This is a genomic window from Rhizobium sp. WSM409, assembly GCF_057653825.1.
The window spans coordinates 668,450-694,795 of sequence record NZ_CM172794.1 but is presented as its reverse complement, the minus strand read 5'-3'; the positions used below and the strand labels follow the sequence as shown (position 1 = coordinate 694,795).

28 protein-coding genes are annotated in these 26,346 nt (G+C 61.5%); 12 read left to right on the top strand and 16 right to left on the bottom strand.

Going from position 1 to position 26,346, the window contains the following annotated elements; genetic code table 11:
• Positions 1–26: 26 nt before the first annotated feature.
• On the top strand, positions 27–1,112 hold the full coding sequence (locus tag AC25BC_RS03295) for a zinc-binding metallopeptidase family protein (protein WP_012756332.1): 1,086 nt from the start codon (positions 27–29) through the stop codon (positions 1,110–1,112).
• A 170-nt stretch (positions 1,113–1,282) separates the two neighbouring features.
• On the opposite strand, the gene AC25BC_RS03290 is transcribed toward AC25BC_RS03295, so the two are convergent.
• Entirely contained in the window at positions 1,283–1,849 is a 567-nt protein-coding gene (locus AC25BC_RS03290; protein WP_128440077.1) for a flavodoxin, read from the bottom strand.
• Between the two features lie 25 nt (positions 1,850–1,874).
• Positions 1,875–3,071, bottom strand: coding sequence for a (R)-mandelonitrile lyase (locus AC25BC_RS03285; RefSeq protein ID WP_128440076.1), 1,197 nt, complete (start codon positions 3,069–3,071; stop codon positions 1,875–1,877).
• A 257-nt stretch (positions 3,072–3,328) separates the two neighbouring features.
• Between AC25BC_RS03285 and AC25BC_RS03280 the strand changes: the two genes are divergently transcribed.
• Positions 3,329–4,222, top strand: coding sequence for a LysR family transcriptional regulator (locus AC25BC_RS03280; RefSeq protein ID WP_012756329.1), 894 nt, complete (start codon positions 3,329–3,331; stop codon positions 4,220–4,222).
• A gap of 47 nt (positions 4,223–4,269) precedes the next feature.
• On the opposite strand, the gene rnhA is transcribed toward AC25BC_RS03280, so the two are convergent.
• From rnhA to AC25BC_RS03255, 5 genes are all read right to left on the bottom strand, one after another.
• Positions 4,270–4,725 carry a ribonuclease HI gene (gene rnhA / locus AC25BC_RS03275; protein ID WP_011650766.1) on the bottom strand — a complete coding sequence of 152 codons (456 nt, stop codon included), beginning with the start codon at positions 4,723–4,725 and terminating at the stop codon, positions 4,270–4,272.
• Positions 4,722–5,687, bottom strand: coding sequence for a homoserine kinase (locus AC25BC_RS03270; protein ID WP_128440075.1), 966 nt, complete (start codon positions 5,685–5,687; stop codon positions 4,722–4,724). The genes rnhA and AC25BC_RS03270 overlap by 4 nt, the downstream gene beginning before the upstream one ends.
• Before the next feature lie 68 nt (positions 5,688–5,755).
• Positions 5,756–6,757 carry a 4-hydroxy-3-methylbut-2-enyl diphosphate reductase gene (gene ispH, locus AC25BC_RS03265; RefSeq protein WP_128440074.1) on the bottom strand — a complete coding sequence of 334 codons (1,002 nt, stop codon included), beginning with the start codon at positions 6,755–6,757 and terminating at the stop codon, positions 5,756–5,758.
• A 240-nt stretch (positions 6,758–6,997) separates the two neighbouring features.
• Positions 6,998–7,753, bottom strand: coding sequence for an SURF1 family protein (locus AC25BC_RS03260; RefSeq protein WP_017993170.1), 756 nt, complete (start codon positions 7,751–7,753; stop codon positions 6,998–7,000).
• Positions 7,746–8,126 (bottom strand): DUF983 domain-containing protein, encoded by a 381-nt coding sequence (locus AC25BC_RS03255; protein WP_003545995.1) that lies wholly within the window; start codon positions 8,124–8,126, stop codon positions 7,746–7,748. Before AC25BC_RS03255 ends, AC25BC_RS03260 begins: the two co-directional genes overlap by 8 nt.
• 236 nt (positions 8,127–8,362) lie before the next feature.
• On the opposite strand from AC25BC_RS03255, the gene AC25BC_RS03250 reads away from it, so the two are divergent.
• Positions 8,363–9,004, top strand: coding sequence for a chloramphenicol phosphotransferase CPT family protein (locus AC25BC_RS03250; RefSeq protein WP_128440073.1), 642 nt, complete (start codon positions 8,363–8,365; stop codon positions 9,002–9,004).
• 494 nt (positions 9,005–9,498) lie between these two features.
• Here the strand turns inward: AC25BC_RS03250 and AC25BC_RS03245 are convergent, their stop codons facing one another.
• The 6 genes from AC25BC_RS03245 to coxB form a co-directional block, all read right to left on the bottom strand.
• Positions 9,499–10,377 (bottom strand): cytochrome c oxidase subunit 3, encoded by an 879-nt coding sequence (locus tag AC25BC_RS03245; RefSeq protein ID WP_012756324.1) that lies wholly within the window; start codon positions 10,375–10,377, stop codon positions 9,499–9,501.
• Positions 10,378–10,438: 61 nt separating this feature from the next.
• Positions 10,439–11,047 (bottom strand): cytochrome c oxidase assembly protein, encoded by a 609-nt coding sequence (locus AC25BC_RS03240; protein ID WP_012756323.1) that lies wholly within the window; start codon positions 11,045–11,047, stop codon positions 10,439–10,441.
• Complete coding sequence (locus AC25BC_RS03235) at positions 11,044–11,184, bottom strand: hypothetical protein (RefSeq protein ID WP_012756322.1); 141 nt, start codon at positions 11,182–11,184, stop codon at positions 11,044–11,046. Before AC25BC_RS03235 ends, AC25BC_RS03240 begins: the two co-directional genes overlap by 4 nt.
• The gene (locus AC25BC_RS03230) at positions 11,184–12,134 is read right to left on the bottom strand and encodes a heme o synthase (RefSeq protein WP_012756321.1); all 951 of its coding nucleotides are present in this window, start codon (positions 12,132–12,134) and stop codon (positions 11,184–11,186) included. Before AC25BC_RS03230 ends, AC25BC_RS03235 begins: the two co-directional genes overlap by 1 nt.
• A gap of 67 nt (positions 12,135–12,201) precedes the next feature.
• Positions 12,202–13,905 (bottom strand): cytochrome c oxidase subunit I, encoded by a 1,704-nt coding sequence (gene ctaD, locus AC25BC_RS03225; RefSeq protein WP_012756320.1) that lies wholly within the window; start codon positions 13,903–13,905, stop codon positions 12,202–12,204.
• Positions 13,906–13,922: 17 nt separating this feature from the next.
• Entirely contained in the window at positions 13,923–14,807 is an 885-nt protein-coding gene (coxB, locus tag AC25BC_RS03220; RefSeq protein WP_128440072.1) for a cytochrome c oxidase subunit II, read from the bottom strand.
• 316 nt (positions 14,808–15,123) lie between these two features.
• Here coxB and AC25BC_RS03215 point away from each other — a divergent pair, with 316 nt between their 5' ends.
• The 4 genes from AC25BC_RS03215 (at position 15,124) to AC25BC_RS03200 (ending at position 18,791) form a co-directional block, all read left to right on the top strand.
• A complete protein-coding gene (locus AC25BC_RS03215; protein ID WP_017993165.1) occupies positions 15,124–15,789 on the top strand; it encodes an invasion associated locus B family protein in 666 nt (221 codons plus the stop codon).
• A gap of 404 nt (positions 15,790–16,193) precedes the next feature.
• Positions 16,194–17,609, top strand: coding sequence for a metalloprotease TldD (gene tldD, locus AC25BC_RS03210; RefSeq protein ID WP_128440071.1), 1,416 nt, complete (start codon positions 16,194–16,196; stop codon positions 17,607–17,609).
• Between the two features lie 17 nt (positions 17,610–17,626).
• Positions 17,627–18,118 carry a GNAT family N-acetyltransferase gene (locus AC25BC_RS03205; protein WP_128440070.1) on the top strand — a complete coding sequence of 164 codons (492 nt, stop codon included), beginning with the start codon at positions 17,627–17,629 and terminating at the stop codon, positions 18,116–18,118.
• A 340-nt stretch (positions 18,119–18,458) separates the two neighbouring features.
• Positions 18,459–18,791 (top strand): hypothetical protein, encoded by a 333-nt coding sequence (locus tag AC25BC_RS03200; protein ID WP_128440119.1) that lies wholly within the window; start codon positions 18,459–18,461, stop codon positions 18,789–18,791.
• A gap of 153 nt (positions 18,792–18,944) precedes the next feature.
• On the opposite strand, the gene AC25BC_RS03195 is transcribed toward AC25BC_RS03200, so the two are convergent.
• Complete coding sequence (locus AC25BC_RS03195) at positions 18,945–19,262, bottom strand: nucleoside triphosphate pyrophosphohydrolase family protein (RefSeq protein ID WP_012756314.1); 318 nt, start codon at positions 19,260–19,262, stop codon at positions 18,945–18,947.
• An 83-nt stretch (positions 19,263–19,345) separates the two neighbouring features.
• The gene (locus AC25BC_RS03190) at positions 19,346–20,629 is read right to left on the bottom strand and encodes a D-alanyl-D-alanine carboxypeptidase family protein (protein WP_012756313.1); all 1,284 of its coding nucleotides are present in this window, start codon (positions 20,627–20,629) and stop codon (positions 19,346–19,348) included.
• Positions 20,630–20,879: 250 nt separating this feature from the next.
• Here AC25BC_RS03190 and AC25BC_RS03185 point away from each other — a divergent pair, with 250 nt between their 5' ends.
• Entirely contained in the window at positions 20,880–21,917 is a 1,038-nt protein-coding gene (locus tag AC25BC_RS03185; RefSeq protein ID WP_128440069.1) for a polysaccharide deacetylase family protein, read from the top strand.
• 7 nt (positions 21,918–21,924) lie between these two features.
• Here AC25BC_RS03185 and pdxH read toward each other — a convergent pair whose 3' ends face one another.
• Complete coding sequence (gene pdxH, locus AC25BC_RS03180) at positions 21,925–22,545, bottom strand: pyridoxamine 5'-phosphate oxidase (RefSeq protein ID WP_012756311.1); 621 nt, start codon at positions 22,543–22,545, stop codon at positions 21,925–21,927.
• A gap of 65 nt (positions 22,546–22,610) precedes the next feature.
• Between pdxH and AC25BC_RS03175 the strand changes: the two genes are divergently transcribed.
• From AC25BC_RS03175 to AC25BC_RS03160, 4 genes are all read left to right on the top strand, one after another.
• The gene (locus AC25BC_RS03175) at positions 22,611–23,069 is read left to right on the top strand and encodes an RT0821/Lpp0805 family surface protein (RefSeq protein WP_012756310.1); all 459 of its coding nucleotides are present in this window, start codon (positions 22,611–22,613) and stop codon (positions 23,067–23,069) included.
• A 265-nt stretch (positions 23,070–23,334) separates the two neighbouring features.
• Positions 23,335–24,552: a J domain-containing protein gene (locus AC25BC_RS03170; protein WP_206642408.1), complete on the top strand. Its 1,218-nt coding sequence runs from the start codon at positions 23,335–23,337 to the stop codon at positions 24,550–24,552.
• A 121-nt stretch (positions 24,553–24,673) separates the two neighbouring features.
• Positions 24,674–25,492: an enoyl-ACP reductase FabI gene (gene fabI / locus AC25BC_RS03165; RefSeq protein WP_012756308.1), complete on the top strand. Its 819-nt coding sequence runs from the start codon at positions 24,674–24,676 to the stop codon at positions 25,490–25,492.
• Between the two features lie 23 nt (positions 25,493–25,515).
• Positions 25,516–26,106, top strand: a complete 591-nt coding sequence (locus tag AC25BC_RS03160) for a histidine phosphatase family protein (protein ID WP_017993158.1) — start codon at positions 25,516–25,518, stop codon at positions 26,104–26,106.
• Positions 26,107–26,346 lie beyond the last annotated feature (240 nt).

Sequence of the window (26,346 nt, the reverse complement as noted above, 5' to 3'; positions counted from 1 at the left end):
CCTCATGCTCTGCAGAGATTGACCCAATGAAGCTTTTTGCCTGCGACAACTGCGATCAGGTCGTCCACTTCGACAACCGTCGATGCGTGCGTTGCAACCATCGCCTCGGCTTCCTGCCCGGCGATCTCGCCATGCATGCGCTGGAACCGCGCGACGAGACGCTCTGGCAGCTCGTTTCCAATCCCGACCGCGACGTTCGCTTCTGCGCCAATGCCAGTCTCGATATCTGCAACTGGCTGGTGGACGGCGACGGCGAGAGTGAATTCTGCGTTGCCTGCCGCCACAACCGGCTGGTTCCGAACACCGACACCCAGGACGGCATCGATCGCTGGCGGCGCATCAGCCAGGCCCAGCGTCATCTGTTTTATTCGCTGCTGCGCTGGAAGCTGCCGCATCCGGATCGGGCGCAAGACCCGCAAGGCGGCCTGGTCTTCGATTTCCTCGAGGATTCGATAGAGAGCAACGGCTATGTCGTGCCGGCTATGACCGGCCATGAGGAAGGCCTGATCACCATTCGCGCCGCAGAGGCCGACGATGCGACGCGCGAACAGGCGCGCAGCTCGATGAACGAACCCTATCGTACGCTGCTCGGCCATTTCCGCCACGAGGCCGGCCATTTCATCTGGAACAAGCTGGTGCGCGATCGGGGCGGCCTTGCCGATTTCCGCAGGGTCTTCGGCGACGAACGGCAGGATTATGCGACAGCCCTGCAGACCCACTATGCCGGCGGCGCGCCCTTGGGATGGCAGGACGATTTCATCAGCGCCTATGCGGCATCACACCCCTGGGAGGATTTCGCCGAATGCTTCGCGCATTACCTCCATATCGTCGATACGCTCGAAACGGCGCGCGCCTTCGGCATCGCCATCGATCCGCGCGGCCATGAGGAAATATCAGGCGAGGTGGATTTCATCCCCTACAGGGCAAGAAGCGCCGAACAGTTGGTCAGCGCCTGGGTGCCGCTCAGCATCGCGATCAACGCCATCCAGCGCAGCATGGGCCAGCCCGACTCCTACCCCTTCGTGCTGTCCACGCCGGTCGTGGCAAAACTCGAATATCTGCACCGGCTGATCCAGGGCGCGGCGACGGCGCCGCAGCAGCGGGCGGCGTGAGCTACTGGAAAGCCGTCGCATCGCTGCCGTGAGGCGCCGCAATATCCCACCGTCGGGTGAGTGCCCGCCTGACGGAAGCCGACCCGCTATCCCGCTGCACCAGCGGGAAATTTGGGTTGGAACCGATCCTCACCCTCCGTCATCCCAGGCCCTGTGGAGCTAATTCTTATTCAACCCAGCCAGCTCCTCACCTGTTCCATCGTCCGGCGTTCCTGGTCCGCTTCCAAGGAGAACGGCGGCTCGATCGTAGCACGCGGCGCCAGGGAGCTGATCACTTCAAGGCTGTTTCCAAGGCCGTAACCGCCATGAGTGATGAAGGGGCGGATGATCTTGCCCGAAAGATCATGAGACCGCAGAAATGAGCGGATAACAGGCGGTGCCGTTGTTCCCCAAATCGGGAAGCCCAGGAAAATCTCCCGATACTGATCGAGGTTGGCAACCAGTTGAACCAAGGGCGAGAGGAAGCCTTGCTCGGTTTCCCGGCGAGCCTGGGCAACAGTTTCCTCATAGTCTTCCGGATAGGGCTCGGCCGGCTGAAGTTCAATCAGCGCGGCCTGCCGTGCCCGGCGGACCTGCAGGGCAATGACCCGTGTGTTGCCTGTCCGGGTAAAATACGCGACCAGCGTGTTCGCGGACGGAGTTTGCTGAGCCCCAGCACCTGCGGAGGTCATAGCCAGCCCGATCGCCGCCAGGGGCAGCGATGTGAGAAAGTGCCGGCGTGCGCTCGATTTCTGCATGCGCTTTTTCCTCGCAGCTTGTCGGTCAATTATCGGCCTGGCGACCTTGGCTATAGTCCTCGGCAGCGACTTTCTCCATCCAGGTCACGCTGTTACCGTCGAGTGCTTCCGATACCGCAAAATGCACCATCGCTTGATCAGCCGACGCACCGTGCCAGTGTTTTACCATCGGGGGGATCCAGACGATGTCACCCGGTTCCATGACCTGGACCGTGCCGCCTTCCTTCTGGACCCAACCTCGGCCGGAAACGACAAACAGCGTCTGACCGAGCGGGTGCGAATGCCAGGCCGTATGGGCGCCGGGTTCGAAGGCAACCGTGGCACCGCCAATGCGGGCAGCGCCATCACCCTTGTAAGCGGCCGATACCTGGACCTTGCCGGTGAAACGCTCGGCTGGACCGCTTACCGGTTGGCTGCCGCGTTTGACCACCTTGATATCTGCTTCTGCCGGATTGCTCGCGGCGGAAGCTTGACGGCTGGCGAAGACGGTTTTGAGAACCGGCACTGCCGACATGGCGCGAGGCCAACCGGCATAGAACCCGGCGTGGGTAATAGCTTCAGCTGCCTCTTGCCGGCTGAGACCGTTATCCATGGCGCGGTTGAGATGGAAGGCCAGTTGGTCAGACTGCCCCATCGCCACCAGAGCGGCCACCGTAACCAGGCTGCGATCGCGGGCCGACAGATCCGGGCGCTGCCACAGATCGCCGAACAATGCCCGGTTTGTCAGGTCGGCAAGCGCCTGCGCGGTAGGCGCCACCTCGGCGTCGACGGACGCGCTGCGGGCGGCTTCCGTTGCGGCATCGAACTGAACGCGTGTGTCATCGCTGTCCGCCACGGGCGCGATCTTCAGCTCGTCAAAAACCTTCTTGATCTCCGTCACAGCCGATATCGCATTGGGCCAGCCGGAATAAAATGCGAGATGCGTGACGACCTCGCCGACTTCCCTCGGCTCGATACCATTTTCGAGGGCGCGCTTTACATGGTTGGCAAGGACGTGCCCCTTGCCGGTTGAGATCAGTACCGAAATGGTGACCAGGCTGCGGTCGCGCGGGCTCAGATCGCCGCGCTTCCAAAACTCGCCGAACAGAACGTCATCCGTGAAATGGCCAAGGCCAGGGGCGACCTGATAGACGGCCGGCGGAGCGACGCGGGGGTTCTGCTGCGCTTCGGCGCCTGCGGCTGCGAATGCCGAGATGGCAAGGCTTGCGGCGACGGTTTTCATGGTGATCTCCTTGTTGACTGTCCGCTCCGACATAGGATCGGAGGACACGCCGGATTAGGCATCGGATTCCGAAAGGGGCTATATCCGCCATTCATGAAAGGGGCGGCCTGCGGGACGCCGCTCCGCTGGGCAGTTGGTCCGCGGGCCTTTGTTCCTGGCGGATCAATAGGCCGCTGGCTGTCGAGGAGAATTTACTCCTGGCTGATTACTCCGACTAGATGCTAGGATCCAAATGGACTTATATTGAGGATTCATGAATGAAGCGCGATGAACTGGGTGACCTGGCGGCCTTCCTGACGGTCGCTGAAGAACGAAGCTTCACACGTGCGGCCGCGCTGCTGGGGACCTCGCAATCGTCCCTCAGCCATACAGTGCGCCGACTGGAAGATCGCATGGGCCTCCGGCTCCTGACGCGGACGACCCGCACCGTTGTTCCAACCGAGGCCGGAGAGCAGCTGGCCGAAACGCTGCGGCCTGCGTTCAATGATATCCGCAGCCGGCTGGATGCACTTGGCGCTATGCGTCATGCGCCGGGAGGCACGATACGCATCACTTCGATCCGGCATGCCGCAGAAACGATCCTCATGCCTGCCGTAAAGGGATTGATGCAGTCCTACCCGGATATCAACATCGAGATCTCTGTCGACAGTCGGCTGATTGATCTTGTGAACGAGCGCTTCGACGCCGGGGTCCGACTTGGGGAGCATATCGAAAAGGATATGATCGCGCTCAAGATCGGACCGGAAATGCGGATGCTGGTCGTTGCCTCGCCGGATTATTTCGCACGGAACCCGAAACCGGCCACGCCGCATGACCTGACGCAGCACCGCTGCATCAATCTCAGGCTTGCAACGGTTGGCGGCTTGTACGCCTGGGAGTTCGAAAAAGACGGCAAGCCGCTGAATGTTCGTGTTGAAGGTCAGTTCATCTGCAACGACGTCCCGATGATCGTCGATGCGGCGCTCGGTGGTTTTGGTCTGGCATGCCTGCCAGACGATTACCTGCTGCCGCTGATCCGTGAAGGAAAACTGGTGCCCGTGCTGGAGGACTGGTCACCGCCATTTCCCGGATATCACCTTTACTATCCGAGCAGACGGCTTGCTTCCCCCGCATTCTCGCTTCTGGTGAATGCATTGCGTTATCGCAGTTAATTTCGCGCTCAATGTCGCCGAGACGCACAAAGGCAAATGCGCAGGACTTAAAACGAAACCGCCTTGCCCTTCTTGAAAGGCTCCATGCCCTTGCGGGCGAGTTCGTCGGCGCGTTCGTTTTCCGGGTGGCCGGCGTGGCCCTTGACCCAGTGCAGCGTCACCTTGTGGCGGTCACGGGCCGCCTCCAGCGCCTGCCAGAGTTCGGCATTCTTCACCGGCTTCTTGTCAGCGGTCTTCCAGCCGTTTTTCTTCCAGCCGAAAATCCACTTGGAAATGCCGTCCTTGACATAGGCGCTGTCGGTATAGAGATCGACCTCGCAAGGGCTCTTCAAGGCCGACAGCGCCGAGATCGCCGCCAGCAGTTCCATGCGATTGTTGGTCGTATCCGCCTCGCCGCCGCAAAGCTCCTTTTCGACATCGCCATAACGCAGCACCGCGCCCCAGCCGCCGGGGCCGGGATTGCCGGAGCATGCGCCGTCAGTGAAGATATCGACGTGTTTCATAGGCTCAATCCGTATTCGGCGGGCGATTTGATCTGGCGGTGGAAGCGCAGCTTGCGGAGATATTCGAGCGGATCCTTTTTGGTGACCATGGCGCCCTCCGGCGTCGTCAGCCAGTCATAGAGCCGGGTCAGGAAGAAGCGCAGCGCAGACCCGCGCGACAGCACCGGCAGGGCTGCGATTTCGGCATCGCTCAGCGGCCGGACGCTCTGATAACCCTCGAGCATCGCCGTGCCCTTGGTGATGTTGTAGGCGCCGTCCTTCTCGAAGCACCAGGCATTCAGGCAGATCGAGACGTCATAGGCGAGCAGGTCGTTGCAGGCGAAATAGAAATCGATCAGGCCGGAGAGCTGGTCGCCGAGAAAGAAGACGTTGTCGGGGAAGAGGTCGGCGTGGATGACGCCGGCCGGCAGGCCACTCGGCCAGGCGGCGGAGAGGAAATCGAGTTCGCTGCGGATCTCGGTCTGCAGGCCGGACTCAACCTCGCCGGCGCGCGCTTCGGATTTTTCCCACAGCCCCCGCCAGCCGTCGATCGACAGCGCATTCGCCCGCTTCAACTCGAAACCATCGCCGGCCACATGCATCTCGGCCAGCGCCTTGCCGACTTCGCGGCAGTGTTTTGCCTCCGGCTTTCTCAGCCACATGCCTTCGAGGAAGGAGATCAGCGCCGCCGGACGGCCGGACAGTGAGCCGAGCAGCGCGCCATCGCGGCGCGGCAGCGGCAGCGGGCAGGACAGGCCGCGGGCGGAAAGATGCTGCATGAAACCGAGGAAGAAAGGCAGGTCGCTCTTTTCCACCCGCTTCTCATAGAGCGTCAGGATCAGCGGATCCTTGGAGGTGTGAAGCAGGAAGTTGGAGTTTTCGACGCCTTCGGCAATGCCCTTGTAGGAGAGCAGCGTGCCCGCGTCATATTCCGTCAGGAACCATTTCAGATCGTCTTCGGCGATATCGGTATAGACTGCCAAGTGAGGTCTCGCCTTCATGCCTGTTGATATTGGATTTGCCGGAGTGGACGCCAGGCCGAAAGGCCGATCTAGCCGTTGACGAAGGCCATGTCGGCTGCCGTCAGCTCGATATTGCGCAGTTCGCGGTTGACGAGGAAATTTTCGGTTTCCTGCACCGTTTCGGCCAGTTCGACGCCGGCGTCGAAGCGGGCGCGGAAAGCCTCGATGATCTCGTTGACGATGACCTCGGGTGCCGAGGCGCCGGCCGAGAGGCCGAGCGTCGAAATCGCGCCGATCTCGTCCCAGTCGAGCTCGGCGGCGCGCTGCACGAGGATGGATTTCTTCGCCCCTGCCCTGAGCGCCACTTCGACGAGGCGCTTGGAGTTGGAGGAGTTCGGCGCGCCGACGATGATGAAAAGATCGCAGCCGGGCGCTGCCTGCTTCACCACTTCCTGGCGGTTGGTCGTCGCATAACAGATCGAATCCGCTGCCGGCGCCGTCAGGTTCGGGAAGCGCTCGTGCAGGCGGGTGATGACGCCGGCCGTATCGTCGACCGACAGCGTCGTCTGGGTGACATAGCCGAGATTGTCGGGATCGACGGGGACATAGGCGTCGGCATCCTCGATCGTCTCGATCAGCGAGACCGATCCCTCCGGCAGCTGACCCATCGTGCCGATCACCTCGGGATGGCCGGCATGGCCGATGAGGACGACATGGCGGCCGAGGCGATTGTGGCGCATCGCCTGCTTGTGGACCTTGGAGACCAGCGGGCAGGTGGCGTCGAGATAGAAGAGGTTGCGGCTTGCCGCATCCTCGGGCACGGATTTCGGCACGCCGTGGGCGGAAAAGACCACCGGCTGGGCGCGATGTTCGGCCGGGATCTCGTCCAACTCCTCGACGAAGACGGCGCCCTTGGCTTCCAGCCCTTCGACGACATAGCGATTGTGGACGATCTCGTGGCGCACATAGACCGGCGCACCATAGGATTTCAGCGCCAGCACGACGATCTGGATGGCGCGGTCGACGCCGGCGCAGAAGCCGCGCGGGCCGCAGAGCCTAATCGTCAAAGGAGGTTTCGCCGCAATATTCATGTCTGTTCCGTCAAATTCCTCATTCCTGTGCTCGTCACAGGAATCCAGCCACGGCGCGTCGGCGCCGTGAATGACTGTCAACATCCAAGTCCACCTACCGCGCCCAAGGACTTGGGCGCACTGGATTCCTGTGACGAGCACAGGAATGAGGGAGAACTCGGCAACGTCCAGCTTCAACAGCAACGTCCCGCGTGGGGCTAAGGGACCTCTAGCCCAATATGGTCGAGAATTGAAGTGATACTATTGCTGAGGTGCCTTGGCACCCTTGCGAAACCAGGAGATCGCCACCACGACAACGAGCACGGCGGCCAGCCCGTACCAGGTGAAAGCATATTGCAGATGGTCGTTCGGCAGATCCACCTGGGTGACGCCGCCGATCGGCAGGCCGGCCGGATTGGGGGTGGAATCGGCATCGACGAAGAAGGGAATGACGATCGCTTTCTCCAGCCCGACGCTCTCGGCCATGACGTCGAGATCCTTCCAGTAGAAGATGTTCTTGGCGACGTCGTTGTCAGGCACCACCCAGGAAGGCTTGCCGGGAAGCTTTTCGCGCGCCAGGCCGGTGACGGTCTGCTGATCCGTCAGTTGGCCCTGCATGCGCATTTCCGGCTCCTTGTTGTCGAAGGGAACGAAGCCGCGATTGACGAAGAGAATGCGCCCGTCGGCAAGCTCCAGCGGGGTATAGATGTAATAGCCGGTCTGGCCGCGCCAGGTGGCGAAGAAGTGCCGCTCCTTGTTGTTGATGTAGCGGCCGGTGGCGGTCACCTTGCGGTATTCGATATCGCCGCCTGCAGCCGCCATCGCCTCGATATCGGCAAGCGGCACGGGGCTTGCTGCCTGGCGCGCGGCGATATCGGCGATAAGGCCCTCCTTCCAGTGCAGGCGCTCCACCTGCCAGGTGCCGAGCGAAATCAGGATGGCAAGGGCAATCAACACCAGGATGCCGGTGAAAACCGGCAGCCGGCGGCGCGGCGCGGCATGGTCGATATCAGTCACTCAGGCGTCCTTCGCGGGCATTATGGCGGTATTGCATGGCGATCAGGATGCCCTTGAACCAGCGCAGCGTCAGTAGCGACAGGATAATCGTCAACGGAGCAAAGAGCAGGATATGCACCCAGATCGGCGGCCCGTAATTCACCTGCAGCCACAGCACCATGCCGATGACGATGAAGCCGACGATGAGGATGACGAAGACGGCCGGGCCGTCACCGGAATCGGCGAAGGAATAATCGAGGCCGCAGGCGGCGCAACGCGGCTTTACTCCGAGCAGGCCGTCGAAGAGTTTGCCCTGGCCGCAGCGTGGGCAGCAGCCCTTGATGCCTGTTTTCACCGGATCGACGGGCGGAAAATGGGCGCTGTCCTCGTTCATTCCATTCCTTCTGGCAGCCTTGGCGGCCGCGGCCTTTTTCGATGCTGCCTTAACTCTCCCATAAATTATTCGCAGGACGAAGGGAAATGCCCGCGTGATTTCGTCCCGCCGATAGTTCTTCGCATCGGAATCGATGTGAGGAACTATCAGCAATTCAAAGTGTTACAGCGTCCTTGCCACGTCTGAATTGTCACGCGGCGCTGTAATGATTCGCGCCAAACAGAAGAAGAAGACTGATGATCAATGATAGCCATTCCGTGCAAATCATTATCCTGAACGGCGCGCCGCGGAGCGGCAAATCAAGCATCGCGCGCGCGGTACAGGAACACTTCGAGGGGCCGTGGATCAACCTCGGCGTCGACAGCTACAATGCCATGACACCGAAGCGCTACCTTCCGGGCATCGGACTGCGGCCGGGCGGCGAACGGCCGGACCTGGAGGAACTGGTGCCGTTCTTTTATGCAGCACTCTACGAATCGATCGCCATCCATGCCAGCCTGGGGCTCAATGTCGTCGCCGATCTCGGCCACCATGACAGCTATTCGCAGCCACTCGGCATCCTCGGCGATTGTGCCCGGCGACTGGAAGACTTTCCCGTGCTGTTCGTCGGCGTGCGCTGTCCGATCGAGACGATCATGCAGCGGCGCGACATTGTCCAGGAGGGGCGCGAGACGCTTTATCTCACCGCCACGGAGGACGTGCCCGTTCCTGAACCGGTGCAACGCTGGCAGGACGAGGTGCATCGGCCCGGCATCTACGACATGGAGGTCGATACCTCAGTGCTGACACCGCTCGAATGCGCCGAGGCGATCCGCCACCAGCTGGATCTCGGCATTCCCCAGCCTTCGGCGTTCGAACGGATTGCCGGCGCGCGCTGAGGCGATGAAAAGCGGGAGCCCTTACCTCGGCCGAAGAGGTTGCCGATGGCAGCCCCTCATCCGCCTGCCGGCACCTTCTCCCCGCTCGCGGGGCGAAGGAAATATGCTGCAACCTCTCGATTCCCTCTTCTCCCCAGCGGGGAGAAGGTGCCCGTAGGGCGGATGAGGGGGCCGGCGAATCCGGTCTTTCCAACAACATTCATGCGCGATTCGACCGCGCTCGCGTCGGCATGGCGGGATAGTTGAGATGAGAGGGCCTGCCGCGTGGCCCCCTCATCCGACCCTTCGGGCCACCTTTGCCTGGGTTGAGCCACCGGTCTCAACCCGTCCTTCGGACCCCCGCTGGGGAGAAGAGGACACATGCCGCGGCCTCTCCGTTCCTCGCCCGCTCTCGCATGGCACGTCCCTCGTCTCCGGAAAGGTGCGGGCTGTCGCGGATCCCACCAACAAAAAAGGCGGGCACCAGGCCCGCCTTTTCTCAAGTTTCGTTCCGATCATCCGGCTGCGACGGGTGCGCCCCAGCCGCCCCAGACGTAGATGCAGAAGAACAGGAAGAGCCAGACGACGTCGACGAAGTGCCAGTACCAGGCGGCCGCCTCGAAGCCAAAATGCTGTTTCGGGGTGAAGTCGCCGCGCAGCGCACGGATCAGGCAGACAGCCAGGAAGATCGTGCCGACGAGGACGTGGAAACCGTGGAAGCCGGTCGCCATGAAGAAGGTCGCGCCGTAGATCGAATTCTTGAAGGCGAAGGGCGCGTGGGCATATTCATAGGCCTGGACGCTGGAGAAGAAAATACCGAGCAGCACCGTCAGCGTCAGGCCCTGGATCAAGCCCTTGCGGTCGTTGTGCAGCAGCGCATGGTGCGCCCAGGTGACCGTCGTGCCCGACAGGAGCAGGATGACGGTGTTGTAGATCGGCAGATGCCAGGGATCGAGGACTTCGATGCCCTTCGGCGGCCAAGTGCCGCCGGTATAGAGCAGGCGCGAGGCCTGGATCGCTTCGTTCGGATAGAGGCTGGCGTCGAAATAGGCCCAGAACCAGGCGACGAAGAACATCACTTCCGAAGCGATGAACATGATCATGCCGTAGCGCAGGTGCAGCGAGACGACGCGGGTGTGGGCGCCCTCATGGGCTTCCTTCACCGTATCGGCCCACCAGCCGTACATGACGTAGAGCACCAGCGCGAAGCCGATGTAGAAGAGCCAGGGATTGGCGAGTTCCGCGCCGGCGACCTTGAACGAGCCGCCGTTGAGATAACGCATGTAGCAGACGCCGCCGATTGCCATGATGAAGGCGCCGAGCGAGGCGAGAATCGGCCAAGGGCTCGGATCGATGATGTGATAGTCGTGATTCTTCTGGTGAGCATCGGCCATGTCGTTATCCCCGGATGTCTTCCTTCACTCCGCTCCCGGCATAGCCGGAAACGAGCCTTGATCAAAGTTTCTTTTCAATCTTTTCCGCTCCACCCTCATTCGAAGCCACCGGCTTCGGACCCTCTTTCGGGTAGAACGTATATGACAGCGTGACCGTGTGGATATCCCTGGATTCCACGGCCTTGACGATTTCGGGATCGATGTAGAACACGACAGGCATGTCGAGCTTCTCGCCCGGCTTCAGGTCCGTTTCCGTAAAGCAGAAACATTGTACCTTGTTGAAATAGACGCCGGCTTCACCCGGCGTGACGTTGAAAACCGCCTGGCCGCGCTGGGTCTCGTTCGAACGATTCTCGGCGGTGAAATTGACCTGGATGGTCTCGCCGATCTTCGGATTGACCTCGCGCTGGACCGGCTTGAAGTCCCATTGCAGCCCGGGGGCGACATTGGCGTCGAAGGTGACGCGCATCGTGCGGTCGAGCACGACGCTCGACACCTGGTCGACGCGCTGCGTCGTGCCGTTATAGCCGGTCACCTGGCAGAAGATGCGGTAGAGCGGCACGGCGGCATAGCTCATCGCGCCCATGCCGAAGACGAAGCTCAGGCACATCATGACGACGGCGCCGTTGTTGCGGACCTGCTTCTTCGGTGCGGCGGGGTTATCGCTCATCCGGCCGTTCCCCCGCCGATCTTCACGATTGCCATCACGTAGAAGAGAACGACGAGGCCGGCAAGCACCAGCCCGAGGGCGACGTTGCGGTTGCGGCGCGACTTGAGCTGCTTTTCCGTGAGCTTGACCAATTCCATCAGAACCAACCTCCCGCATGCGAGACCAGCAGCGAGGCCAGCCGGTCGATCATCAAGGCGGAGAACACGGCGAAGAGATAAAAGATCGAGAAGCCGAAAAGCTTCTTCGCCGGGATCATCTTCAAATCGCCGTCGGGCATGCGCCAGACGGCGATGGAACAGTATATGAAGATCGCACCGAGGGCGGCGGCGACGAGGCCATAACCGAAGCTGGCGAAACCGAGGAAGGACGGCAATACCGCGCAGACGGCGGTCAGCACCGCATAGGCGACGATCTGATGCTTGGTCACCCGTTCGCCGGCAACGTTCGGCAGCATCGGCACGCCGACGGCCTCGTAGTCGCGCATCTTGAAGAGGGCGAGCGCCCAGAAATGCGCCGGCGTCCACAGGAAGATGATGAGGAAGAGAACGGTGCTCTCGATCGTCACGCTGTTGGTCACGCAGGCCCAGCCGATCATCGGCGGGAAGGCGCCGGCAGCACCGCCGATGACGATGTTCTGCGGCGTCGAGCGCTTCAGCCACATGGTGTAGACGACGGCATAGAAGAAGATGGTGAAGGCGAGGATGCCGGCCGAGAGCCAGTTGACCGCCAGGCCGAGAATCACCACCGAGAAGCCTGAAAGCACCAGGCCGAAGGCGAGTGCCTCGGAGGGTGCGATGCGGCCGGCCGGGATCGGACGGTTGGCGGTGCGGCTCATGATGGCGTCGATATCGGCGTCATACCACATGTTCAGCGCGCCGGAGGCGCCGGCGCCGACGGCGATACAGAGGATGGCGATCAGGCCGAGGACCGGATGGATGTGGCCCGGCGCCAGCACGAGACCGGCAAAGGCAGTGAAGACCACGAGCGACATCACTCGTGGCTTCAGCAATTCGAAATAATCGCGCGCACTCGCTTCCGACAATTCGCCGTCCTTTGCAAGCACCTCGTGATTGTCGATGACAGTCATCATTCCGTCCTGAATGTCTTACCATCAGGACGCCATATCGAAAGCGGCGTCCTGATGTCCGCGCAAATTACTTGATGCGCGGAAGCTGTTCCCACTGGTGATAGGGCGGCGGCGAAGGCAGCTGCCATTCGAGCGTCGTTGCACCCTCACCCCACGGATTGTCGCCGGCCACACGCTTCTTGGCGAAGGCTTCGAAGACGCCGTAGAGGAAGATCAGCACACCGAAGGCCGAGATGTAGGAGCCGATCGAGGAAACGTAGTTCCAGCCGGCAAAGGCATCCGGATAATCGATGTAGCGGCGCGGCATGCCGGCGAGACCGAGGAAGTGCTGCGGGAAGAACACCAGGTTGACGCCAATGAACATGATCCAGAAATGCAGCTTGCCGACCAGCTCGTTGTACATGTAGCCGGTCATCTTCGGGAACCAGTAGTACCAGCCGGCGAAGATCGCAAAGACGGCGCCGAGCGACAGAACGTAGTGGAAGTGGGCCACGACGTAATAGGTGTCATGCAGCGAGCGGTCGAGACCGGCATTGGCGAGCTGGACGCCGGTGACGCCGCCGACCGTGAACAGGAAGATGAAGCCGATCGCCCAGAGCATCGGCGTGCGGAACGAGATCGAGCCGCCCCACATCGTCGCGATCCAGGAGAAGATCTTCACACCCGTCGGAACGGCGATGACCATCGTCGCGAAAACGAAGTAGCGCTGTGCGTCGAGCGACAGGCCGACCGTGTACATGTGGTGAGCCCAGACGACGAAGCCGACGGCGCCGATCGCGACCATGGCGTAGGCCATGCCGAGATAGCCGAAGATCGGCTTCTTCGAGAAGGTCGAGATGATGTGGCTGACCATGCCGAAGCCCGGCAGGATGAGGATGTAGACCTCGGGGTGACCGAAGAACCAGAACAGGTGCTGGTAAAGAATCGGGTCGCCGCCGCCTTCCGGCGAGAAGAAGGATGTGCCGAAGTTACGGTCGGTGAGCAGCATGGTGATGCCGCCTGCCAGAACCGGCAGCGACAGCAAGAGCAGGAAGGCGGTGATCAGCACGGACCAGGCAAACAGCGGCATCTTGTGCAGCGTCATGCCGGGAGCGCGCATGTTGAGGATCGTGGTGATGAAGTTGATCGCACCGAGGATCGACGAGGCGCCGGCAATGTGCAGCGCGAAGATCGCAAGGTCGACCGCCGGTCCCGGCGTGCCGGTTGTCGCCAGCGGCGGATACATCGTCCAACCACCGCCCGTACCATAAGCGCCTGCCGGGCCTTCGACGAACATCGACAGCAGCAGCAGCGCGAAGGCGGGAACGATCAGCCAGAAGGAGATGTTGTTGAGGCGTGGGAAAGCCATGTCGGGCGCGCCGATCATGATCGGCACCATCCAGTTGGCGAAACCGCCGATCATCGCCGGCATGACCATGAAGAAGATCATGATCAGCGCGTGCGCGGTCGTGAACATGTTGAACATCTGCTTGGCGCCGTCGATCGCAGCGTCACCCTCATAGCCGTAGACCATCGAGGCCAGGCCGTGGAAGATCTGGATGCCAGGCTCCTGCAGCTCCATGCGCATGGCAACCGACAGCGCGCCGCCGATGATGCCCGCAATGATCGCGAAGATCAGGTAGAGCGTGCCGATGTCCTTGTGGTTGGTCGAGAACAGCCAGCGATTGGCAAAGCTCGGCTTGTGCCCGTGATCATGGTGATCGTCATGCGCGTGGTCATGATGGGCGGCGTGATCATGAGAATGATCGTCGTGAGCGGAAGGTCCAGCCATTGTCCCGATCCCCTTAATTACTGTGCTTCGGCGACGTTGACGGTCTTTGCGGGACCATCGGTTGCGGCCATGAGTGTCTTGTAGGCGCCGGGCAGGTCGCTGGCGGCTGCGGTCAGCCACTGCTTGTACTTGTCCTCGGAGACGACGCGGATGGCGATCGGCATGAACGCATGGTCCTTGCCGCAGAGCTCGGAACACTGGCCGTAGAACAGGCCTTCGCGTTCGGCCCTGAACCAGGTCTCGTTCAGGCGGCCCGGCACGGCATCGATCTTGACGCCGAAGGAAGGCATGGCGAAGGCATGGATGACGTCGGTCGGCGCGGAAGTCACGAGAACGCGGACCGTCTTGTTGACCGGCAGGACCAGTTCGTTATCGACGGCGAGAAGACGCGGATAGACCGACTTGTCTTCCTTGCCGGCGGCGGCGCGGTCCTGATCCTTCAGCAGGTAGGAATCGAAAGCCAGCGGGTTATCGCCCGAACCTTCATATTCGTAGTTCCACTGCCACTGGGTGGCGGTCGCCTTGATCGTCACGTCGGGGTTTTCGGGCAGCGTCAGCTGCGCCGTCAGCAGGTTGAACGAAGGAATGGCGAGAAGAAGAAGCACCAGGACCGGCCCCACCGTCCAGGCAATCTCGATCAGCGTATTGTGGCTCGTCTTCGAGGGAACCGGGTTCGCGCTGGCGCGGAACTTGACACAGACGACGATGAGCAGGGCCAGAACGAACAGCGTGATCGGAACGATAAACCACAGGGTATATTGTTCGAACCAGTGGATTTCCCGCATGATCGGCGTTGCCGCCGGCTGCAGCGTCGCCTGCCACGGCATGGGCTGGTCGGCATATGTGCCGGAAGCAAAAAGCAGACAGACCAGCGTGGTCAGGGCTGCATAAGCCTTCTTCATCACCTTATTATCTCCCTCGAGCGCTTGACCTGCAAAATAGAACGCAGAATCCTTGCCATCTTCAGCGCTTCAAACCACAGTTTGGCATTTGCCGCAACAGGTCAGAGCAATTGTCTATGCGGCATTTTTGCTCAAAGCATAGGCAGGTCAGAACGGCAAAACATCCCAAGTTTTTCATCAGCATATGAAAAATCGGCTTTCCGGCCAATCCGCGCGCGACACATTATTTCGCAAAGGTCCAATTTCCGCCGCAGTCCCCCGGTTTTGACGGGGTGGGGCTTTTCATTTTTGGTGGGCAGCTTCAACAATAGCCGCAATGATTCGATATCCAGAGGTTTCCATGGGTTTCCGTTCCCTCGCGCAGTCGCTTCTCGTGACTGCCAGCATCGCGGCCGCAGCGACAACGCCCGTTTTCGCACAGCAACCCGCCCCGTCGCAGACCAGGCCGCCCGCTTCCACGCCGGCGCCGACCCCTGCTCCGGCGCCGCAGCAGCCGAGTGCCGCCAAGCCGAATGTCGAACAGGTGACGCCCGGCCAGACGCAGCCGCCGGCGCCCGGCACGGTAAAGTCCAATCACGGCGCATGGTCTGTCGTCTGCGACAAACCGGCAGGCGCTTCGACCGAACAATGCGCGCTGATGCAAAACGTCATCGCCGAGGATCGGCCGGAGGTCGGGCTTTCCGTCGTCGTGCTGAAAACAGCCGACCGCAAGTCGAAGATTCTCCGCGTGCTGGCACCACTTGGCGTGCTGCTCCCGAACGGCCTCGGGCTCAATGTCGACGGCAAGGATATCGGCCGCGCCTATTTCGTCCGCTGCTTTGCCGACGGCTGCTACGCCGAGGTCGTGCTCGAGGATGAGTTGCTGAAGACCTTCCGCAGCGGCGCGCAGGCAACCTTCATCGTCTTCCAGACCCCGGAAGAAGGCATCGGCATCCCCGTCGACCTCAAGGGCTTCGCCGAAGGTTTTGACGCTCTGCCGTGAGGTCAATTGGCAGCTTCCGTGGGTCCGCCCCTCATTCGCCTGTCGGCACCTTCTCCCCGTAAACGGGGCGAAGGGGGCATATCGCGACCTCTCCGTTCCCCGCCCATCTCTCGCAGGGCACGTCCCTTCGCCCCGTTTTTACGGGGGTCCGGAGGACGGGTCGAGACGGGTGGCTCGACCCCGGTAAGGTTAGGGTGAGGGGAAATTGTTTGCTCGCCATCTCGAACAAATCGGCTCCCAAGCGGACTATGTAAAAAAGCCGCGTCGCCACACAGCGCAAAGCGATGGGAATGCTCACATCCCTTTAAAAAAAGAATAATTCGACGGCGGGGCTTCACTCCTTATTATGTGGAGCCCTATCTAGGGAGTAAGTGCACTCCTGAACGCATGCTTGGAGCCATACCATGACCACCGATCTCCTGACGCTTTTCGATGCCGATGAAGCGACGATGCGCAAGCACGTGGCCGAGGCCCTGTCCGGTGCCGATGACGGCGAACTGTTCATCGAGCATGCGCAGGCGGAAGCGCTGACCTTCGACAATGGCCGGCTGAAGGGCGGCAGCTTCAACACCGAACAGGGTTTCGGCCTGCGCGCTGTTGCCGGCGAAGCGGTCGGTTATGCCCATGCCGGCGATCTCTCGGTGGCGGCACTGAAGCGGGCGGCGGATGCCGTCGGCGCGGTAACGCGCGGCTATTCCGGCTCCTATACGGCAGCACCGCAGGGCACCAACAAGAAATTCTACAGCGACGAGAACCCGATCGGCCAGCCGAGCTTCGAGGAGAAGGTCAAGGTCCTGCAGGACATCGACGCCTATCTCAGGGGCAAGGATGACAAGGTGCGCCAAGTGACGGCCTCGGTCGCCGCAAGCTGGCAGGTCGTCGACATCCTGCGCGCCGACGGACATCGTGTCCGCGACATCAGGCCGATGACGCGCATCAACATCTCGGTCATGGTCGGCGACGGCGATCGGCAGGAGAGCGGCTCCTACGGCCACGGCGGACGCATCGGCTTCGGTGATTTCATCGCCGAGGGCAGCTGGCAATACGGCGCCGACGAGGCGCTGCGCCAGGCGCTCGTCAATCTCGAGGCGATCGATGCGCCGGCGGGCACGATGGACGTCGTTCTCGGCTCCGGCTGGCCGGGCGTGATGCTGCACGAGGCTGTCGGCCACGGGCTGGAAGGCGATTTCAACCGCAAGAAAACCTCGGCCTTTTCAGGCCTTCTCGGCCAGATGGTCGCCGCTCCCGGCGTCACCGTCGTCGATGACGGCACGATCGACAATCGCCGCGGCTCGATCACCATCGATGACGAGGGCACGCCGTCCGCCTACAACGTGCTGATCGAAAACGGCAAACTCGTCGGCTATATGCAGGACCGGCAGAATGCCCGGCTGATGGGCATGGCGCCCACCGGCAACGGCCGCCGCCAGGGCTATTCCCATGTGCCGATGCCGCGCATGACCAACACCTATATGCTCGGCGGCGACAAGACGCCGGAGGAAATCATCGCCTCGGTGAAGAAGGGCATCTATGCCGTCTCGTTCGGCGGCGGCCAGGTGGATATCACCTCCGGCAAGTTCGTCTTCGGCTGCACCGAGGCCTATCTGATCGAAAACGGCAAGGTCGGCGCGCCGATCAAGGGCGCGATGCTGATCGGCAACGGCCCGGATGCGATGAAGCGGGTGTCGATGATCGGCAACGACATGAAGCTCGATACCGGCATCGGCAATTGCGGCAAGGCCGGCCAATGGGTTCCCGTCGGCGTTGGCCAGCCGCATCTGCGCATGGATCAGGTGACGGTCGGCGGTACCCAGACCTGAGGCAAAAGGATTCTGTGATGGCGGACATCGAAATCAGGACCTTCACGGCCGATGACGCCGATGCCGTGCTTTCGGTGATCCTGCCGATCCAGCGCGAGGAATTCGGTATCGACATCACCGCGGATGCGCAGCCGGATCTCAGGGTCATCCCGGATTTCTATCAGTCCGGCAAGGGGCAGTTCTGGGTCGCCGTCAAGAGTGGCGCCATCGTCGGCACGGTCGGGCTCAAGGATATCGGCAACAACCAGGCGGCACTGCGCAAGATGTTCGTCGCTGCTGAGGTTCGCGGCCACGAGCATGGCGTGGCGGCGCGGCTCCTCGATCGCCTTTTTACCCATGCCAGGGAGGCCGGCCTGACCGATATCTTCCTCGGCACAACCGACAAGTTCGTCGCCGCGCATCGCTTCTACGAAAAGAACGGCTTTGCCGAGATTGCCAAGAGCGCCCTGCCCCGCGCCTTCCCGCTGATGGCGGTGGACAGCAAATTCTACCGATATAAAGTCGGCTGAAAGCTGCAGGTCACAGGTTCTATTGACAAATTGGCGGCTACGGGAACGAGTTTCCGAATCATGTTGTGTCAAAAGCGATGCCGGACGCATGTCCATAAATCGTGAAAACTCGTCGCTTTCAACAAAAGGGATGCGCAGCCGTCTAAGCAAGGAGCGCAGTTGATCCCAGCAATCATCAATAACCGGCGGGAGCAAAGTAACCAGTGTGCCGCTCACACCTGCGAGCACGTTCATCCATTGCAAGGATCGAATGAGCCCTTCATAGTTGCACTCGATTTGCGGGTGGATGGTGATGCTCCGACATACTTACAATCCAAAGGTGACGCGAGAACTCGCCGTGATGAGAGTCGTCTTCCCTTTGGTCGGATTGCTGATCTGCATCGCCATTCTCGGGTTTTATCTTTGGCGACTGCATCACTTTGAGCGCACGGTCGCAACGATAGAAGCAGTTTGGGAAGAGGAAGTTCATCGTCGTGGGGTGAAGATCGTGACGATGGCGGAACTGTCCTTCTCAAGAACGACTCCGACCGGGGAGTCCATTGTATGCCGATACAACTTTGAGATCGGCACGCCGCATGATGATTTCAACATTGGGGATAAGCTAGATATCGTGCCTGCGACCGGGACTTGCCAGCGGGCGGATATCATTGGGAAAAGCGAGCCAAACCTTTAGCGCTCTCATGCTTCAGTCAACCTAGGCCTGCCTTCTCATTGAAGAAATGCTTGATCTTTGAATGCAAGGGACGCACCTTAACGGTTGGGATCCGCCTCCAGATGTACGCCTATGACCTGTCCGAAGCTGATTGGTGGTGAGATTTGGGACCCATCAGCCCTTCGACGTCAGCGCCGGCTGGAACCGCCATTTCCGCTCGATGGCGGCGGCAAGGTCGATATCGTTGCGGCGGGCAAAGAGCAGGATGTGGCCGAGCAGGTCGGCGGTTTCGTCGGCGAGATCGCGGTCGAGCTCTTCCGGCGTCCGGTCCCTGCGGCGCCCGCGGCCGGTCAGGCGGTTCCAGGCCTGGGTGAGCTCACCCACCTCCTCCTGCAGCTTCAACAAAAACCAGTCGGGGTCACGCTCGATGCCGTTGGCTGCGGCATAGGCCGCGGATGAGGTTTCGAACTGATCGGCGAGACGGCGCAGCATAGACGTTCTCCTTTTGTTTATGGAGGAGACGCTGATTCCCAACAATTGTCCAGAACGGGATTGCCCAGAGTGCCGGGCGGCGATCAGCCGCGATCCGGCAGCAGCATGCAGTCATAGGAGCGCTGCTTGAGCGCATCGCAGGCCGAGACGGCGGCATCCTTGCTGGCGAAGCCGACGAAGCGGGCGCGATAGATCTTGTTGGCCCCCTGCCCGACCGCCTCGGTATAGGGCGAAGCTGACACGAGCGGCGCGCCGGCTTCGGACTTTGCCTGGGCGAGAAGCGCACGCGCCGCATCGGCGCTGGGAGCGGCCGAGATCTGGATCTGCCAGTCTCCATTGGTCTTCTCTGCTGATGTCTTCGGCGTCTTGCCGGCGTTCAGGATCTCGTCCATCGCGACCGGACGTTCCAGCGGCACGACGGCGTCATCGGCATAGGCCAGGCTTTTCGCAGCGAGATCGTCGACTTGCCGCGGTGCGTTGAACGGCACCGGAACATCGGAAGCGTCAGCGGCGGAGGCGACTTCGACCGTTTCTTTCGCCCCGACGCTCGCCACCAGCCTTGCGCCGCCGGAAGACGAGGCGCGGCCGAGATAACGGTCGAGCAAACCAGCCATCTTGGCGTCGCGGCTGCGGGCAGTGCGGCCGCCGAGCACGACGCCGACCACGCGGCGGTTGCCGTCTCTGACGGCACTGACGAGGTTGAAGCCGGACGCATTGGTATAACCGGTCTTGATGCCGTCCATGCCCTGGTAGCGGTACATGAGATTGTTGTGACCGCGCACCGTCCGGCCGCGGAAATTGAAACTGGCCGTCGAAAACAGCCGGTATTCGTTCGGATAGTTCTTCATCAGCGCGATGGCGAGCGTCGACATATCCCGCGCCGTCGTCACCTGACGGCCGTCCGGCAGGCCGGATGCGTTGACGAAGACGGTGCGGCTCATGCCGAGCTGGCGGGCTTTGGCCGTCATCACCCGGGCAAAGCCGCTTTCCGAGCCGGCGAGCTTCTCACCCATGGCGGAGGCGGCATCATTGGCCGATTTGACGATCATGCCATAGACCGCCTCGCGCACGGTGATCGTGCCGCCCGCCTTGACGCCAAGCTTGGTCGGCGGCCGGGAGGCGGCGTATTTCGACATCTTGATCGGGGTATCCCAGGCGATCTTGCCGCGTTTCAACGCCTCGAAGGTGAGATAGAGCGTCATCATCTTCGTCAGCGAGGCCGGATGGTTCAGCGTATCGGCGTTTTCAGCGGCGAGAACCTTGCCGGTCCGGGCATCGAGGATTAGCGAAGCGTTGCCGGCAAGAGCCGCAAGAGGCGCCGAAACGGCAAGCGTTACGGTCAAAACAGCCGCCCAAAGCTTTCTCATGCACTTCCCCTCATATGCTGGCCCTGATGCGCAGGCCCTTCATGCATTGGCCCGCGATAGGATCGGCGTTTTGTCCCGTAATGTGACAGAAGCCGTAAGTTTGGCGCGACTTTGAGGCAACGCCTATCATTTTTCTAGTCTTTTCATCGTTTTGGTTAACAGGAAATCAAAGACCTGTGCTGAACCGGGATTCAGCAAGGCTTAAGTCGCACTTGCTAGTTTCCGGAAAAGGCAGGGGACGGGGCGCCGCATGACGGGACAATTCAAGCGATTGGGCAAGCGACTGGCGATTGGCGCCGGGCTCGAGTTTTCCTGGCTGCTGGCCTCGGCCGGGCTGATGCGCGAAGCACGCGGGCGCGGCGTGGTCCTCACGCTGCATCATGTCCGCCCGCACGTGGCCGAAGCCTTCGAGCCGAATGCGCATCTTGAAATCACCCCGCGGTTTCTCGACGTGGCGCTGCGGCGGCTGAGGCGAGAGGGCTATCGCTTCGTGCCGCTCGGCGAGGTGCCGGCGCTGCTGGCGGAGCCGGAAGGCGCAAAGCCTTTCGCGGCCTTCACGCTCGACGACGGGTACAACAACAATCTGGAACATGCGCTGCCGGTGTTCGAGCGGCATCAGGCGCCGTTCACGGTATTCGTCGCCAAGGGTTTTGCCGAAGGCTCTCACAGCATCTGGTGGGAAACGCTGGCGATCCTCCTGCGCCGGGCGGCCGAAATCCGTTTCGATTTCGGCCGCGGCATGGAGCGCCTTGTGCTCGATAGCCCGCAACAGCAATGGCACGCCTTCGATCGCTTTGCCGCCTACGTCCACCGCTCCGACGAGGCGCGCGCCGTTGCCGCCATCGATCTGCTGGCGCGCGAAAACGGCATCGAGCCGACGGATATCGTCCGCGAGCTGGTGATGGGCCCTGGCCAATTGCAATGGCTGGCGACACATCCGCTCGCAACGCTCGGCGCTCATACGATCAGCCATCGGGCGCTCGCCCGGCTGCCGGAAGCCGAAGCGCGAATCGAAATGCAAGCTTCGGCGGATTACCTCGAGGCGGTGACCGGTATTCGTCCCGAGACGATCGCCTATCCTTACGGCACGCCTGCGGCTGCGACCGCCCGCGAGGCGCGCATCGCTCGCAATCTCGGCTTTACCCTTGCGGTCACCACGCAGCCCGGGTTGCCGGCAGCGAAGCTGACCGGCTATCTCCCGCGCATTTCGCTCAACGGCTTCTACCAGAAGCGACGTTACGTCTCGGCTCTCGCCTCCGGCATACCACTGAAGCTGATGGGCCGATAAGCCCCCGTTACGGATACATCCGGACCTTGTCCCATTCACCTTCCGGTGATGGCCGGCGGAATTCGACACGGTCATGCAGACGGAATTTCTGGTCCTTCCAGAATTCGATCGAGGTCGGCCGGATGCGGAAGCCCGACCAGTGGGCGGGGCGCGGAATCTCGCCGATGGCATAACGCGCGGTATATTCGGCCACCGCCTTTTCCAGCGCGAAACGGCTTTCCAGCGGACGGGATTGCTTAGAAGCCCAGGCGCCGATGCGGCTGCCGCGCGCCCGCGTCTTGAAATAGTCGTCCGCTTCGGCATCGGTAACGATCTCGACGGGGCCACGCAGCCTCACCTGGCGACGCAAGCTTTTCCAGTGAAAGCACATGGCAGCCTTTTTCTGGCCAAGAATTTCGCGGCCTTTCTGGCTCTCGAAATTGGTGTAAAAGACGAAACCGTCATCGTCGAATCCCTTCAGGAGAACCATGCGGACATTGGGAAGACCATCCTCATCGACCGTTGCCAGCGCCACCGCATTGGGGTCATTGGGCTCGGAAGCCTCGGCTTCTTTCAGCCATTCGGCAAAGAGCTTGAAGGGTTCGCCACTTTCGGTAAAGTCACCGCTTGTTAACTCGTTTGCCGACATATTGGTTCAAATGCCCCGGATTATTCAAAACTCGCCCAGCTTTTGATAACTGGACAGGATGCAGGGTGGAAGTCATAACAAAGTCATCTCGCCATACAAAGGGCCTGCGGCGACGCAGCCGCGCGTTGTTTGTCATCGGCACCGCGATGTTGTCGCTTTCCGGCTGCGTCGGCGGCGGTATGGATTTCTTGAGTGACGCCAAGGTCGACCGGTCGGTGGCAACCGGCACCGTGCCGCAGACCCCGCCGAGCACCGACACGCTTTCCGACGAAATGACCGTGCGCAACGCCGTGACCTCGGCCGACGTGCAAAGGCTCGAGGGCCAGCCGCTTCCCTGGGCGAATGCATCGACGGGCAGTGCCGGCGTCATCGATACGATCGTCGAGAATAACGAGTCCGGCCAGGTCTGCCGCCAGTTCCGCACCACCCGCCATTCCTATGTCGGCATCGCCAAATTTTACGGCAAGACCTGCCTCGTCGGCGGCGGCAACTGGCAGCTTCTGAGCTTCCAGCCCGAGAGCTGATCCTCCCAAACTATTACAGCGTCCCTTTGCGCGTTCGAAAAGACGCGCAGCGCCGTCACCAACAGGTTAACGTGCGACCGCTTTCTGCCGAATGCTTAGCAAAGAGCTAACCATTTACCGCGAAACACCCCACATCTCTGCCCAGAAATAACAAGTGATTAGCAACTCCGCCGCAGGATCGGCGTTGAGAGTGGCTGTTCCTGCCTTTGTGGCGGGTGGCGCTACACACGTTTTATTGGACGGGGATGCCGGGCAAGGACGAGGCTTGCCGCATCGCAACACCGGCGGTTTTAACATGCGCGATCCTTATAAAATTCTGGGCGTCAAGCGCGACGCGGCAGTAGACGAGATCAAGGCGGCTTGGCGCAACATGGCCAAATCAGCCCATCCCGACCACAATCAGGACGATCCGACGGCGACGGCCCGGTTCGCCGAGATCGGCCGCGCCTATGAAACGCTGAAAGACCCGCGCAAACGCAGCCTGTTCGACAATGCCCTGCGGATGGCCGAAGCCAAGAAACACGAACAGACGATCATGCAGCAGCGCCAGGCCGCCCGCGAGGCGGCCGTGCGCGCCAAGGCGGCACAGGCCAATGCCGAGCGCGTGATGGAAGAGCTGGCGCGCGCCGCCCAGAAGGCTGCCGCCGACGGCAACAGACAACAGGCAGGTTCCGTTGAGGCCGCCGACGAGATGGTGGATCGCATTTTCGGTGCCCAGGCCCGGGCTGCGGCCGGCGGCCAGGCGCAGGCTCGCGCCCAGCAGGCGCAATATCAGCAGGCGCAAAATCAACAGACCCAAAACGCCCAGGCCGATCCCGGCAGGCGAATTGATGGCGATGCCGCCGAGGCCGAGGTTAAGGGCGATGAGGAATCGGGCGAAGCTGCGCAGAATGCCGCCGCCAACCTGTCGCTGCCGCTCAGCATCCTGACAAACCTGGTGCGCCGTTTCACCGGCGCCAAGGATACCGGCCTGGACAAGGCACCGGATGAGGTGACGACGGCGACGGTCACGATCGACGACGTGTTGAAGAGCGGCTGGATCACCGCGTCGCTGCCGGAGGGCCGCGAAATCGGCTTTGCATTGCCGGCAGGCACGACCGACGGCCACGAGGTGCGGCTTAAGGGACAGGGCTTCAAACTGCCGGGCATGCAGCGCGGCGACGCCGTCATCAACATTCGCATTGCGTCCGATCCGCGCTTCACCGTCGACGGTTTCGATCTGCACGCCGTGCTGCCGCTCAGCATCGAAAATGCCGTGCTCGGCACCGAGGCGCGTATCGAAGGACCGAGCGGGCCGCTGAACGTGACGATCCCCGCATGGTCGGGCTCGGACAAGACGATTAGAATTCCCAGCCAGGGATTGCCCCGCGAAGAGGGCGGCAGAGGCGATCTGGTCGTCGAATTGCGCATTATCTTGTGGGAAAAACCCGACGACAAAGTCACCGATCTCATGCGGAGCATGCGCGAAGGCCTGTTCCTATGAAATTTTTATGACATTCGCACCCTTTATTACGATCCCTAACAGTTGATGATCCCGGCCAAGCTTGAACCGATTAACGGCCTATGCCATAGGCAGGATCGATCAGAATCCTAGGGAGCGAAATATGGCTCAAGCATCCGGCCTCATGGCAGGCAAACGCGGCGTCATCATGGGTGTCGCCAACAATCGTTCGATTGCGTGGGGTATTGCCAAGGCCATTCATGCGCACGGCGGAGAAGTCGCGTTCACCTATCAGGGTGATGCGCTGAAGAAGCGTGTCGAGCCGCTCGCCGCCGAAATCGGCGCGACCCTCGTCGGCCACTGTGACGTCGCCGACGAAGCCACCATCGATGAGGTTTTCGCGAACGTCGAGAAGCTGTGGGGCAAGATCGATTTCCTCGTGCATGCGATCGGCTTTTCCGACAAGGACGAGTTGACCGGCCGCTACGTCGACACCTCGGCCGACAACTTCGCCAAGACGATGCAGATCTCCGTCTATTCCTTCACCTCGGTCGCACGCCGCGCCGAGAAGCTGATGACGGATGGCGGCGCCATGCTGACGCTGACCTATTACGGCGCCGAAAAGGTGATGCCGAACTATAATGTCATGGGCGTCGCCAAGGCCGCGCTCGAAGCCAGCGTCAAGTATCTCGCCGTCGACCTCGGCCCGCAGAACATCCGCGTCAACGCCGTCTCGGCCGGACCGATCAAGACGCTTGCCGCCTCCGGCATCGGCGATTTCCGCTATATTCTGAAGTGGAACGAATATAACGCGCCGCTGCGCCGTACCGTCACCATCGAGGAAGTCGGCGATGTCGGCCTCTATCTCCTGTCGGACCTGTCGCGCTCCGTCACCGGCGAAGTGCACCATGCCGACAGTGGCTATCATGTCATCGGCATGAAGGCGGTCGACGCGCCCGACATTTCCGTCATCAAGGACTAATTTATCCATATGGATGCGAGACCGTGCTTATCTATGTGATCAGACACGGCCAGACCGCCTGGAATGCCGAGCGCCGCCTGCAGGGTCAGAAGGACATCCCGATGAATGCCACGGGCCTGGAACAGGCCCGGCAGAACGGCATCGCGCTTGCCGGGATCCTCGGCGACACGGTCGACCAATTCGATTTCGTCGCAAGCCCGCTGCAGCGCACGCGCGCGACAATGGAAATCATGCGCACTGCCATGGGCTTGCCGCCGCTCGCCTATCGCACCGATCCAAGGCTGGTGGAAATTTCCTTCGGCGACTGGGAAGGCTCGACGATCAAGGAGCTGAAGGCGACGCAGCGCGAGCGGGTGGCGGAACGCAATGCCTCCAAATGGGATTTCATCCCACCCGGCGATGATGCGGAAAGCTACGAAATCCTCTCCTGGCGCACCGGCTCATGGCTGAACTCGGTCGACCGTCCGACGGTCTGCGTGACCCATGGCGGCGTCATCCGCACGCTGTTCCAGACGATCGCCGACCTGCCGAAAAGCACGGCTGCCGAAGGCGCCATCCCGCAGGACCGGATCATCCGGATCGAAACCACGGAGCGGACGATCGTCTGGCTGTAGGTATTGCAGGGCGCTAGGTCGGATTGGGGGTGCGAACGAGCTGTTCGGGCCTGTGCTGCCCAGGGAGATTGCCGAGACCAGCCCCTCATCCGGCTGCCGCCCCCTTCTCCCCGCGCGCGGGGCGAAGGGGGATAGGCGCAACCTCTCGGTTCCTCGCTTACCTCTCGCAGGGCACGGCCCCTAGCCCCGTTTACGGGGGTCCGCAGGACGGGTCGAGACCAGTGGCTCGACCCCGGCAAG

Excerpts from the sequence above, each read along its gene's own strand:
- AC25BC_RS03285 (WP_128440076.1), bottom strand. The coding sequence starts at position 3,071 with ATGAAAACCGTCGCCGCAAGCCTTGCCATCTCGGCATTCGCAGCCGCA.
- AC25BC_RS03235 (WP_012756322.1), bottom strand. The coding sequence starts at position 11,184 with ATGGAATTGGTCAAGCTCACGGAAAAGCAGCTCAAGTCGCGCCGCAAC.
- AC25BC_RS03295 (WP_012756332.1), top strand. The coding sequence starts at position 27 with ATGAAGCTTTTTGCCTGCGACAACTGCGATCAGGTCGTCCACTTCGAC.
- AC25BC_RS03190 (WP_012756313.1), bottom strand. The coding sequence starts at position 20,629 with ATGAGAAAGCTTTGGGCGGCTGTTTTGACCGTAACGCTTGCCGTTTCG.
- ispH (WP_128440074.1), bottom strand. The coding sequence starts at position 6,757 with ATGAATATTGCGGCGAAACCTCCTTTGACGATTAGGCTCTGCGGCCCG.
- fabI (WP_012756308.1), top strand. The coding sequence starts at position 24,674 with ATGGCTCAAGCATCCGGCCTCATGGCAGGCAAACGCGGCGTCATCATG.
- AC25BC_RS03240 (WP_012756323.1), bottom strand. The coding sequence starts at position 11,047 with ATGAGCGATAACCCCGCCGCACCGAAGAAGCAGGTCCGCAACAACGGC.
- coxB (WP_128440072.1), bottom strand. The coding sequence starts at position 14,807 with ATGAAGAAGGCTTATGCAGCCCTGACCACGCTGGTCTGTCTGCTTTTT.
- AC25BC_RS03195 (WP_012756314.1), bottom strand. The coding sequence starts at position 19,262 with ATGCTGCGCCGTCTCGCCGATCAGTTCGAAACCTCATCCGCGGCCTAT.
- ctaD (WP_012756320.1), bottom strand. The coding sequence starts at position 13,905 with ATGGCTGGACCTTCCGCTCACGACGATCATTCTCATGATCACGCCGCC.
- AC25BC_RS03245 (WP_012756324.1), bottom strand. The coding sequence starts at position 10,377 with ATGGCCGATGCTCACCAGAAGAATCACGACTATCACATCATCGATCCG.
- AC25BC_RS03215 (WP_017993165.1), top strand. The coding sequence starts at position 15,124 with ATGATTCGATATCCAGAGGTTTCCATGGGTTTCCGTTCCCTCGCGCAG.
- AC25BC_RS03230 (WP_012756321.1), bottom strand. The coding sequence starts at position 12,134 with ATGACTGTCATCGACAATCACGAGGTGCTTGCAAAGGACGGCGAATTG.
- rnhA (WP_011650766.1), bottom strand. The coding sequence starts at position 4,725 with ATGAAACACGTCGATATCTTCACTGACGGCGCATGCTCCGGCAATCCC.
- pdxH (WP_012756311.1), bottom strand. The coding sequence starts at position 22,545 with ATGTCGGCAAACGAGTTAACAAGCGGTGACTTTACCGAAAGTGGCGAA.
- AC25BC_RS03185 (WP_128440069.1), top strand. The coding sequence starts at position 20,880 with ATGACGGGACAATTCAAGCGATTGGGCAAGCGACTGGCGATTGGCGCC.
- AC25BC_RS03250 (WP_128440073.1), top strand. The coding sequence starts at position 8,363 with ATGATCAATGATAGCCATTCCGTGCAAATCATTATCCTGAACGGCGCG.
- AC25BC_RS03255 (WP_003545995.1), bottom strand. The coding sequence starts at position 8,126 with ATGAACGAGGACAGCGCCCATTTTCCGCCCGTCGATCCGGTGAAAACA.
- AC25BC_RS03200 (WP_128440119.1), top strand. The coding sequence starts at position 18,459 with ATGAGAGTCGTCTTCCCTTTGGTCGGATTGCTGATCTGCATCGCCATT.
- AC25BC_RS03205 (WP_128440070.1), top strand. The coding sequence starts at position 17,627 with ATGGCGGACATCGAAATCAGGACCTTCACGGCCGATGACGCCGATGCC.
- AC25BC_RS03290 (WP_128440077.1), bottom strand. The coding sequence starts at position 1,849 with ATGCAGAAATCGAGCGCACGCCGGCACTTTCTCACATCGCTGCCCCTG.
- tldD (WP_128440071.1), top strand. The coding sequence starts at position 16,194 with ATGACCACCGATCTCCTGACGCTTTTCGATGCCGATGAAGCGACGATG.
- AC25BC_RS03280 (WP_012756329.1), top strand. The coding sequence starts at position 3,329 with ATGAAGCGCGATGAACTGGGTGACCTGGCGGCCTTCCTGACGGTCGCT.